Genomic DNA, 10,802 nt, shown 5'->3' with positions numbered 1-10,802 from the left:
CAGTCCCTCCATCGCTGCCCACTCCATGTCCGTCAGATCGCTCGGATACCGCTTCGTCTTGGCCGCCATGCTTGCCTGCCGCTCTCGATGTTCTTTTTTCCACATCCAAACGTTAGAACACATCTGCGGTGAATTTTCAAACGGGCTCTTAGATACTATGAAGGGCCGCGGAGGTAAGCCCCCTGGAGTAAAACGAAGATTCCAAGTATCGTTTCTCGAGGAGCACGCAAATGGACGCGCCTGACACAGCCCTTCACGGGCAGAATACGACGATCACCGGCTGGCTGTACATCGCCTTCGAACTGGGCGACAAGAGCTGGAAGCTGTCGCTGGGCGACGGCGTGCGCGGGCCGAGCCGATGCTCGGTGGCGGCCGGTTACATGACATCGGTCCTGACGGCAATCGCCAAGGCCAAAGCCCGGTGTCATCTGCCCGCCGATGCGCCGGTGCGCTCCTGCTATGAGGCCGGGCGGGACGGCTTCTGGCTGCACCGCTGGCTCAGCACACACGGCATCGTCAACCTGGTGGTCGATTCCGCCAGTATCGAAGTGAACCGGCGGGCGCGCCGTGCGAAGACCGACCGGCTCGACAGCGACAAGCTGTTGTCGATGCTGATGCGTTACTACGCGGGCGAGCGGCGAGTGTGGGCAGTCGCGCGGGTCCCAACCGAAGAGCAGGAAGATGAGCGGCGCGTGCATCGCGAGCTCGGGCGCCTGCGCCAGGAGCGCACCGCCCACAGCAACCGAATCCGCTCGCTGCTGGTGTTCCCGAACACATCGGTGGGCGCTCGTGGACATGCTGGTGGGCCCAGCATGCTGCGCAGCTCTTGCCAAGTTTGCGCGCCGAGATTGAACGCGAGTTCGAGCGGCTGTTACTCGTCGCCAAGCAGATCAGGACACTGGAGACGCTCCAGAACCACCAAGTCCACGGCGGGACACAACCCGCGATCGCCGTGCTGACGCGGCTTGCAGGTATCGGCACTGGCAGTGCATGGACCCTGGTCAAGGAACTGTTTGGCTGGCGGCAGTTCCACAATCGCCGTGAACTCGCCGGCTGTCTGGGCTTGGCGCCGACCCCTTATGCAAGCGGCACCAGCGAAGTCGAACAGGGCATCAGCAAGGCGGGCAACAAACGGGCGCGGTGGCTGCTGGTGGAGCTCGCATGGAGCTGGTTGCGCTTTCAGCCGGCAACCCAGTTGAGTCAATGGTTTAGACAACGATTTGCCGGCGCCGGGAAGCGTTCGCGACGCATCGGCATTGTCGCCCTCGCGCGCCGTCTGGCGATCGCGTTGTGGCGCTACCTGGAGTATGGCGAGATTCCGCTCGGGGCAATGCTCAAGTCGGTCGCCGGCAATGCCTCGTGAACTGAGTCTCCAGCGTCAGTCGACTAACGGTTTGAAGGTTAGCGCGCCCGGACAGTAGGAGGATTACCCGACTGGTAATCGTAGTTTTAGATGGGGCGCGTCGGTAAGGGAGTGTTCCAGCGCTTTGCGCATGCGGTATGTGGTGACCGGCCTGGCGCCGGCACGGATAGAAGTTGGACCGGGCAACTGCCCAGGTATCAGACACTCCGACCTCCATCCCGTTTAAGTCACGGGATATTGAAAGGACACCAAACTGAGACCACGCGCCTTTGTCGTGCAAGTTACCCCACGGCTGGTCAGCGTCGTGGTCGTGACAGACGACCCGCTGACCAGCCGTGGATAACTTGCAGCGCGTCTCAACAGGAGATAACTGTCGAACGGAAAACACAGCAATAGGTGCTTGACTTCCAACGCCCCATAGAAGTCTTACTGTGTCATAAAAAATAGTGCATTATATGCGCTTCTTCATTCAAGGTGGAAGTGCATGAGTACAAGCGACCGATTTGCGGAGTACATGAACTACTTGGCTGAGGGATTGGGGCATGCAGATCGCCGGGCCGGCTTGGAGAGCTATTGCACTGGCCTGATGCTGCCGCTGTCGCGCAAGAGCGTCGAACCGATGGCGGCACGGGTTGACCCACTGCATGCCAGTGCCCGGCATCAGTCTCTGCACCACTTCGTCTCTAAATCCGATTGGTCGGATGCGGCATTGATGGGGCGCGTCCGGGAATGGGTGCAGCCTTTGCTGCAAGCTCAAAGCGGTCGTTATTGGATCATTGACGACACGGGCTTTCCGAAGAAGGGCAAACATTCAGTGGGTGTGGCGCGCCAATATTGCGGCCAGCTTGGCAAACAGGACAACTGCCAGGTGGCAGTCAGCCTGTCACTGGCTACAGAGCAAGGCAGCCTTCCGATTGCTTATCAGCTTTATCTCCCCAAGGAATGGGCCGACGATGCGACTAGCCGCCAGAAGGCCGGCGTGCCAGACGATATCGCGTTTGCCACCAAGCCAGAGATTGCCTTGGCGCAAGTACGGGAGGCGATCGCAGCCAGCGTGCCTGTCGGAGTCGTGCTGGCCGACGCTGCGTATGGCGATGAAACCGGCTTTCGCGAAACCCTGACCGAGTTGGGTCTGCTTTACGCGGTCGGGATTCGCTCCACGACGACAGTGTGGCCGCGGGGCGTCTCGCCACTGCCGGCCAAACCGGCTAGCGGTCCGGGCAGGCCACCGAAGTTGCTGCGTCGCGCACCGGGCCATGAGCCGGTTTCCGTGAAGACCCTGGCGATGACTTTACCCTCGAGTGCTTACCAAGTGGTGGCTTGGCGGGAAGGCACCAATACGGCCCTTTCATCGCGATTTGCGGCCGTGCGGGTTCGCCCGGCGCACAGGGACTATTGGCGCAGCACCTTGCGTGACGAAGAGTGGTTGCTGGTCGAGTGGCCGGAGGGCGAAACGGAGCCAACCAAATACTTCTTGTCCACAGCACCAGCCGATGCTCTGATAGAGCAACTGGTATTCGTGACCAAAATGCGTTGGCGTATTGAGCGCGATTACCAAGACTTGAAGCAAGAGCTCGGCCTTGGTCATTACGAAGGGCGAGGCTGGCGCGGATTCCACCATCACGCGACGCTGAGCATCGCAGCCTATGGCTTCCTGATGGCCGAACGACTCACTGCCGACAAGTCAGAAGGCAGTAAAAAAAACTTCTTCGAACGCCAAGTCCCTGCGCTTCCCGCGGATTACATCCCCCGTGGCAGCCCTGCGCGCGCAGCGACACGTGGCGAATTCGATCACGACACTCCGTCATAACCTTAGCTTCCACCTGATGCGCAGCCTTGGGCTTTGCCCATGCTGCGCATCAATCGATGGTCGATTCAATTTATGACACAGTAGAATTAGCACATACCTATGAGATTGCCGCCCTGCGGAGCCAATGCCAAAGACCGCGCGCGGCGAGCGCATCGGCGCGCGCTCGGTGCCCCGCCCCTCCCACACGTGCTGCGCGATGCCGGTAGGCTGGACTCCTTGAGACGAGAAACGCGAATTACCTGGACTGCTCCTCATCGGGTGCAAACTGGCTCTTCCCGACCCGTTGCCGCCTTCCAGGCTCACGTAGTCCTTACCGCCGCTTTCGAGTGCTCAACGGGCATCCAGCGCGCACCTGGCTTGCCCGGTGTTCGGCCTAAGCGGTCGGTGGCCTCTCCATGAAAAATGGCCGGTTCTGGTGACAGACCGGCCTTTGGCACTTTCAGGGGCGGATGATCGGCTTCTTTGCCCGGCTACTTCAGCTATGTGCCCTTTGCAGACCGTGGCGAAGTTTTCACATAGCGGACACCGCTAGCTTTGCCCTACATGATGTATGTCAGGACGCAAAGATTAGTACTAATTTGCGATTGCCTTCTCGTCGTCGGCGCGGAGTTCGTCCAATGCCGAGCTCGCCGGCCGCGGAGCACCGAGATGCAGGTGACGTAGTTCGTCCATAAGGACACTCCAAAGTGAAGGGCCGCCCCTTTCCAGCAGCTCCGCGCGTAAAGACGCTTCCTTGCTCGCTTGCGTATGCCGAAGGCCCCAGGCAGCCATATGTGCAAGCACAGGTACAAGCTGTATGGCCGCTTCCGTAAGGCTATAGATTCCTTTCTGCTGATGATTCGGATCCGGAGATCGTGTCAGCAGGCCAGACGCGGTCAAGTGCTTCAGTCGGCTTGCGAGGATGTTCGACGCGATGCCTTCCTCGTTTCGTTCCAGCAGGGCGCCATAGCTGCGCCGGTTCGCGAACATGACATCGCGGATAACGATCAGGCTCCAGCGGTCGCCAATCTGCTCAAGCGTCAAGTTGATCGGGCAGCCCGATCGTCCTGTTTGTTGCACAGCCAATCCCCCTCAAATTTCTACTTGCATTATGCAATCGGTCAGAATATTATTCAACCACTTGCGCTTTGCAAGTGCTTCAAGGTCCTGCCACATCGACGGAGGAATCGAACACGCGTGCGGCTTTCATCACGGGTCACGGCGGCAATTCGGTAGTGCGGGTGGCCGGGAAGGTGGCAGCAACGACAAGGCGCGATGAGTTGGCGTTTCGCTAAAGATCATTACGTAGATACGTATCCCACTACACACGCTGGTTAGGAAAACACGATGAAATTCTCCCCCCTCATTTCGCGTACCGTGCTCGCGGTATCGTTAGCATTCGCCAGCACCTTCGTTGCTGTAGCCCCGGCCGAAGCTGCAGCGCCGATGCAGCACAAGCAGGTTCCGGGCTTCTATCGCACGATGATTGGCGACTATGAGGTCACCGCGCTGCATGACGGCAGCGCCGGCATTGACTCCAGCCTCCTGCATGGCGATCCGGCCCTCATCCAGTCCCTCCTGGCGCGCTCCTTTCAAAACGATCCCAAGAATGTCTCGGCCACCGTCCAAGGCTACCTCGTCAATACAGGTTCCAAGCTCGTTCTCATCGATACGGGTGCAGGTGGCCACTGGGGTCCACCCGCGCTGGGCAAACTCGTGCAAAACTTGAAATCCTCCGGCTACAAGCCGGAGCAAGTTGACCTGGTGCTGCTGACCCATCTTCACGCCGATCATGTTGGCGGAATCTACAAGGACGGGAAACGCGTCTTCCCGAACGCGACCGTGATGATGAAGAAGGCCGACTCCGACTTCTGGCTGTCGAAGGAAATCATGACCAAGGCCCCGGAAGACGCAAAGATCTTCTTCAAGGTGGCACAGGATGCAGCAGCGCCTTACATCGCTGCCGGCAAATGGAAGCCGTACGAAGGCATGGACGAAATCGTCTCCGGCATCGCACCGTATGCCATTCCCGGCCATACGCCCGGTCACACCGGCTACATGATTTCCTCAAAGGGTCAGTCGCTGCTGGTCTGGGGTGATACCGCTCACGTCCTCGCCGTCCAGATGCCGCATCCGGAAATCGGCATCGCCTTCGACTCAGACGGCGCGACGGCCATCAAAACGCGTGAAGACCTTCTGGTGAAACTCGCCGCGGACAAGACGATGATTGCCGCAGCCCACATGCCGTTCCCGGGCCTGGGCCGTATTCGAAAGGCCGACACCGGCACTGGCTACGACTGGGTACCCGTAACTTTCCTCAACCTGAAGTGAGGTGAACCATGGCCTACGATTCATCTTCCGCCCGCAAGCTCCGCGAGGCGATGTTCGCCTTCAACATTGCGCATCCCGTAAGCACGATCGAGACGCTCCGCGTCGGCATGGAGGCAATTTCACAAGCAAACCCGCCGGCGGCTGACCTAACCGTCGAGCCGACCGAACTCGGTGGCATAGCCGCGGTGGCGATTACGGCTCCCGATGCGTCCAAAGACCGTGTCATTTACCATTTCCACGGTGGCGGCTGGGTGGCTGGCTCTCCTGCCTCGCATCTGGGCATGCTCGGAGAGTTGTCTAGAGCGGCTAAGTCCCAGGTTATCGTCCTGGACCACTCCTGGGCGCCCGAGCACCCATTCCCTGCTTCCTACGACGAGTCCATCCGCGGCTACGAAGCAGTGCGTGCGCTTGGCAAGCCGTTTGCCGTGACCGGAGATTCCAGTGGCGGCGGCATGGCTCTCAACGTCCTTGCCTACGCATCCTCGAAGGGCCACAAGGACGCACGAGCAGCGCTACTCATTAGCCCATGGGCAGACTTAACGCTGACGCTGCCCTCGCTAACGCAGTTGGCCGACCGCGACCCAATGGTCAACGCGAGCGCGATGCGGGCGATGGTCGAGGCTTACGCTGGCAACCACGATTTGAAGGATCCGCGCATCTCACCGATGTTCGCCGACATGCGCGGTTTTCCTCCACTGCTCATCCATGTCGGAAGCGACGAAGTACTTCTCGACGACGCCCTTGAAATTGACCGGAAGGTGCGCGCGGCCGGCGGCAAGTCATACCTCGAGGTCTGGCCGGAGATGCTGCACGTCTGGCACATTCAGACAGCCTCATTGCCTCAGGCCCACGACGCGCTGCAGAGGGCCGGCGAGTTTCTCATTGGGCACCTCGAGAAGTAGCACGCACGCCCTCAACGAAGACTTAGACACCAGATTGGAGAATGCAATGACTACTGACACCAACACACCGGCAACGGCATGGATGGAAATCGTCAAGAAGAAAGGAACCAGCGAATTCGCGACGTCGTTCACCGCTGACGCCAGCCTTCAGACCTCTGCCCTCAGCAAGGCCGTGGTCGGCCCGACGCTCATCGGAGCGTTCTTCGCCGCGACGAGCACGATGTATGAACACTTCGTGTTCACTGCTGAGACGGTTGACGGTGCGAAGACTTACCTTGAGTGGGATGCCATCCACGGTGGCAAGCCGGTCGCCGGCATCACCATCCTCACTCAAAATGAGTCTGGCCTCGTCAACAACATCAAGCTCTTCCAAAGCCCGTTTCCCGTCGTCCGTGAGTTCTCATCTGGCCTCAAGGAGCGGCTCGCAGGAACACTCGGTCAGGACTACTTTAGCTAAGCCGGGAAACAGCCAACTTCATCGCCTCATTTAATCTGAACAACACAACCGAGCAAACGCTCATGCCAATATTTCACGCCCACATTCCGGCTCAAAAGTTCTCTAGCGAAGAGAAGCGGGCTCTGGCGGATGCCTTAAATCTCGCTCTTCATGAAGCCATGGATACGCCTATGGATGATCGCTTCGTCATCATCAGTGAGCACAAGGACGATGAATTCTTCATCCATCCGACTTTTCCTAACTTGAAGAGATCCGACAAGCGCATGATCGTAACGGTGACGTCCGGCACGAGCAGGACGGTGGAGCAGAAACGCAAGCTCGCGGAGTTGGTCACCCGATACGCAGTAGAAAAGGTTGGCGTCAGCCAGGACGATGTCACCCTGATGATGTATGCCATTCCCCTGGAGAGCATGAGCTTCGGCGGTGGAAAGCTGGTCTCTGACATCGACCTCTCTATGCCTTGGGTAAACAAGTAAGAAGGACGAAGCTGCCCTGTTCTTTGGATTCGGGGCAGTGAATGACTTGAAACGGACGTCCCGATCGCTTCTCAGGTTGGGGGGCTCATCGGGCTCCGATCCGACACCATTCTCTGGACGGGTATCGGGATGAATAGAGCCACCACTCCGGCCCTGGTGCTGCAGACGCGCACCGAGCCGGAGGCGTTGGAGGCTGCATTCCTTGCGCCCGTCCCCAAAGAGGTAAAGCTATGACCGACTGGCATTTCTACGAACCGGCGGAGGGGCACTTCCTGCGTCGCGATCCGCTCAACGCTATCGTCGCTCCGCGACCGATCGGCTGGATCAGCACAGTCTCTAACGACGGCGTGCGCAACCTTGCGCCCTACAGCTTCTTCAACCTGTTCAGCTACAAGCCGCCGATCGTCGGCTTTTGCTCGCTTGGTGCGAAGGACTCGCTCGCCAACGCGCGTGACACCGGCGAGTTCGTATGGAATCTGGCGACGCGAGAGCTCGCCGAGGCGATGAACGCCTCCGCGGCGATGGTGCCAGCGCACGTCGATGAGTTCGAGTTGGCCAAGCTGCAGACGCTGCCCTCTGCCAAAGTGCGACCCCCGCGCGTTGCGGCTAGCCCGGTGCAGTTCGAATGCGTGGTCACCCAGATCGTGCAGCTTGAGGCGCAGGGCGGCGCCGCGCTCCCGGCGTGGCTGGTGTTAGGCGAAGCAGTAGCGATCCACATTGACCGGCAACTGATCAAGGACGGCGTGTACCAGACTGCGCAGGCGCGCCCGATCCTGCGCGGCGGTGGGCCGGCCGACTACTTCGAAATCGGCGCGGGGCAGCTCTTCACGCTTGAGCGACCGGGTGCTTGACTTGGCGTCGAGCGACCGGAGCAAAAGGGTGAAAGGCGCGAGCTGTCGCTACGCATAGGCGGCAAGCAGCATCTACATCTCGCTCGCCTTCACCCGCGATGCCAGCCATAACGACCGCCATTATCTCGAATGGGAGACAACGGCATTCGAGGACACGGGCCTGCGCGGCGTCACGACCCTCACCAAGAATGACGACGGCAAGACCATGCACGCAGCGATTCATCACCGGCCGTTCGATGGCGCTCGGAAATTTTCCGAGGAACTCGGTCGCCGCCTGACATCTTTCTACACGGAGAACTCCCATGTTTCAACGTACCGATATCGCCTTCGAAGCCGAGGGCGGCGTCACGCTGCGCGGCTGGCTCTATGTGCCCACCGGCGGCACCGGCCCCTATCCCGCCATCACCATGGCGCATGGCTATGCCGGCGTGAAGGAGCACGGCCTGGAGCGATTCGCCGAGAAATTCGCCTCCAACGGCTTTGTCGTCCTCCTGCACGATCACCGCAACTTCGGCGCCAGCGACGGCACGCCGCGCCAGGATATCGACCCATGGCGACAGATCGCCGATTGGCGGCGCACGATCAGCTTCCTCGAACACCAGGACGTCGTAGACGCGAAGCGCATCGGCTTGTGGGGCACGAGCTATTCCGGCGGCCACGCGCTCGTGCTTGGCGCAACAGAACGCCGCTTGCGCGCGGTCGTCGCGCAGGTGCCGACGATCAGCGGCTTCGAGCAAGGACTGCGCCGCATTCCGCCCGACGCCGTCGCCGCCATCGAGGATGCCTTCGCGGCGGACGAGCGCGCTCAAGCACGCGGCGCGGCGCCGCGAAGGCAGACGATCGTCAGCGCCGATCCGGCCATCCCTGCTTCGTACCGCGCCAAGGATGCCATCGAGTTCTATCTGCAGCCCGTGCCAGACGGCGCCTGGGAGAACAGCGTCACGGTGCGCTCGACGCGCGCCGCGCGCATGTACGAACCGGGCACGTGGATTGCGCGCGTGTCTCCTACGCCGCTGCTAATGATCGTCGCGCTGCAGGACACGATCACGCTGACCGATCTCGAGCTGGCCGCCTACGAGCGCGCCCTTGAGCCGAAGCGCCTCGTGACGATCCCAGGCGGCCACTTCGATCCGTACACCACCCGATTCGATCAATCCAGTGCCGCCGCGCTGGACTGGTTCAAGGAACACCTCGCGTAACCTCAACTTGCGACAATGCAGGAGCCCGACATGTCTCATCTCACCCATACCATCGAGCATGGCATTGCCACGATCATTCTCGATCGCTCGCCGCAAAACCGCATCGGCGACCAGATGGTTGACGAACTGGCCGCGGCGATCAACGCGATCGAACGCAGTGAGGCGCGCGTCGTGCTGGTGCGCGCCGAAGGCGAGAACTTCAGCTTTGGCGGCGACATCATGCCCTGGCCCGACGACACTTCCCGCCAGTTGCGTGCGCGCTTCGAGGGTTACATGGACGTCTTCAATCGCTTCGAACGCCTGCCCTTGCCTGTCATCGCGGTGGTGCACGGCTTGTGCGCCGGCGGTGGTTTCGAACTGGCGTTGCGCGCCGATGTCATCTTTGCCGCCGAAAGCGCAACGTTCTGCCAGCCGGAACAGTCGCTTGCCCTCGTGACCCTGCTGGGCGGCATCTACCGCGTCGCTGAACGTGCAGGACGCGCACGTGCCATGGAATGGGCGCTGACTTCCGAGCGTGTCCCCGCCGCGACGATGGAGCGCTTCGGCGTGATCAACCGCGTCGTCGCCGATTCCGAGCTGCTTGCAGAGGCGCATGCCTTCGCCGCGAAGTTCGTGCACGGCCCGACACGCGCCCACGCCGCCCACAAGGCCTTGCTGCGCGCCTGGGCCAACGGCGGTGTCCAGGCAGCCGACGATGTGATGTTCAACATTGCCATGCCCTTATTCGAGACGGAAGACGTGAAGGACGGGCTTGCTTCGGCCATCAAGGCCCTGAAGGCCGGCACGCCACGCTCGGTGCTCGAATTCAAGGGCCGTTAAGTCCCGTCAAGGAGCGGAACATGCGCGAATTGCTGGCGCGGGTGATTGAGGCGCATGGGGGATTGGCGCGCTGAAAGCGCCAGGGTCGGGCCGAAGTCGGCGTAGGTGTCGCGGATCAGCCTGCGGGCCCGCGCTTCCAGCCCAGGAGGCAACTGCCGGTTGCTCTCGTGACCGCGCTTACGCGAACCTAGACCGCTTGGACCGTCTTCGCGATACCGGATCACCGGGCGTTCCACCTGGCGCCGGGACAGTCCCAGCTTCTCGGCCGCGCGCCAAACCATCAGCCCGTGCTCAACGACGGCCTGAATGACCTTGAAGCGGTCAACTTCGCGCAGACTCATGGTGATCAACCCTCGATCCTTCACGGCGCGCTCCCGTCCAGCCCCGGCGCTACCAGTATAGGTCTATCCAGAGGACATTCTGATGTGGCTGGAAGCGGACATTCTGATTTGGCCTCTACAATCGCTTGTCTAGGCTGTTTTTAGATGTCAGTCGGCTGGCTAATTTGAAATGTCAGTGCGGTCGTGCTTTTTGTGGTTTAGCCGTAACGCGGTCAAGCTGGCCGGAAGGGGAGAAGCCAGCACAGGGTGGGGCGGTGGTGCCGGCGATGGCGCG

9 protein-coding genes and 3 pseudogenes are annotated in these 10,802 nt (G+C 60.7%); 9 read left to right on the top strand and 3 right to left on the bottom strand.

The window, feature by feature from the left end; translation table 11 throughout:
- Positions 1-105, bottom strand: a pseudogene (locus AC1DS6_RS41660) (IS5/IS1182 family transposase); the annotation flags it as partial.
- A 125-nt stretch (positions 106-230) separates the two neighbouring features.
- On the opposite strand from AC1DS6_RS41660, the pseudogene AC1DS6_RS41655 reads away from it, so the two are divergent.
- Both AC1DS6_RS41655 and AC1DS6_RS41650 read left to right on the top strand, forming a co-directional pair.
- A pseudogene (locus AC1DS6_RS41655) lies at positions 231-1,363 on the top strand (IS110 family RNA-guided transposase).
- 484 nt (positions 1,364-1,847) lie between these two features.
- The gene (locus AC1DS6_RS41650) at positions 1,848-3,173 is read left to right on the top strand and encodes an IS701 family transposase (protein WP_477104704.1); all 1,326 of its coding nucleotides are present in this window, start codon (positions 1,848-1,850) and stop codon (positions 3,171-3,173) included.
- Between the two features lie 573 nt (positions 3,174-3,746).
- On the opposite strand, the gene AC1DS6_RS41645 is transcribed toward AC1DS6_RS41650, so the two are convergent.
- Entirely contained in the window at positions 3,747-4,232 is a 486-nt protein-coding gene (locus AC1DS6_RS41645) for a winged helix-turn-helix transcriptional regulator (RefSeq protein ID WP_477104703.1), read from the bottom strand.
- Between the two features lie 267 nt (positions 4,233-4,499).
- On the opposite strand from AC1DS6_RS41645, the gene AC1DS6_RS41640 reads away from it, so the two are divergent.
- From AC1DS6_RS41640 to AC1DS6_RS41610, 7 genes are all read left to right on the top strand, one after another.
- Complete coding sequence (locus tag AC1DS6_RS41640) at positions 4,500-5,483, top strand: MBL fold metallo-hydrolase (RefSeq protein ID WP_477104702.1); 984 nt, start codon at positions 4,500-4,502, stop codon at positions 5,481-5,483.
- An 8-nt stretch (positions 5,484-5,491) separates the two neighbouring features.
- A complete protein-coding gene (locus tag AC1DS6_RS41635; RefSeq protein WP_477104701.1) occupies positions 5,492-6,385 on the top strand; it encodes an alpha/beta hydrolase in 894 nt (297 codons plus the stop codon).
- A gap of 46 nt (positions 6,386-6,431) precedes the next feature.
- The gene (locus tag AC1DS6_RS41630) at positions 6,432-6,842 is read left to right on the top strand and encodes a hypothetical protein (RefSeq protein ID WP_477104700.1); all 411 of its coding nucleotides are present in this window, start codon (positions 6,432-6,434) and stop codon (positions 6,840-6,842) included.
- Positions 6,843-6,904: 62 nt separating this feature from the next.
- Positions 6,905-7,318, top strand: coding sequence for a tautomerase family protein (locus tag AC1DS6_RS41625; RefSeq protein ID WP_477104699.1), 414 nt, complete (start codon positions 6,905-6,907; stop codon positions 7,316-7,318).
- A 230-nt stretch (positions 7,319-7,548) separates the two neighbouring features.
- A complete protein-coding gene (locus AC1DS6_RS41620) occupies positions 7,549-8,169 on the top strand; it encodes a flavin reductase family protein (protein WP_477104698.1) in 621 nt (206 codons plus the stop codon).
- A gap of 302 nt (positions 8,170-8,471) precedes the next feature.
- Entirely contained in the window at positions 8,472-9,368 is an 897-nt protein-coding gene (locus AC1DS6_RS41615; protein ID WP_477104697.1) for an alpha/beta hydrolase, read from the top strand.
- A gap of 30 nt (positions 9,369-9,398) precedes the next feature.
- A complete protein-coding gene (locus AC1DS6_RS41610; RefSeq protein WP_477104696.1) occupies positions 9,399-10,187 on the top strand; it encodes an enoyl-CoA hydratase/isomerase family protein in 789 nt (262 codons plus the stop codon).
- 77 nt (positions 10,188-10,264) lie between these two features.
- Here the strand turns inward: AC1DS6_RS41610 and AC1DS6_RS41605 are convergent.
- Positions 10,265-10,528 (bottom strand): annotated as a pseudogene (locus AC1DS6_RS41605) (helix-turn-helix domain-containing protein); the annotation flags it as partial.
- Positions 10,529-10,802 lie beyond the last annotated feature (274 nt).

Source organism: Cupriavidus sp. 05L310 (assembly GCF_056398185.1).
The sequence above is the reverse complement of the archived record's forward strand: the minus strand, read 5'-3'. Positions and strand labels throughout refer to the sequence as shown.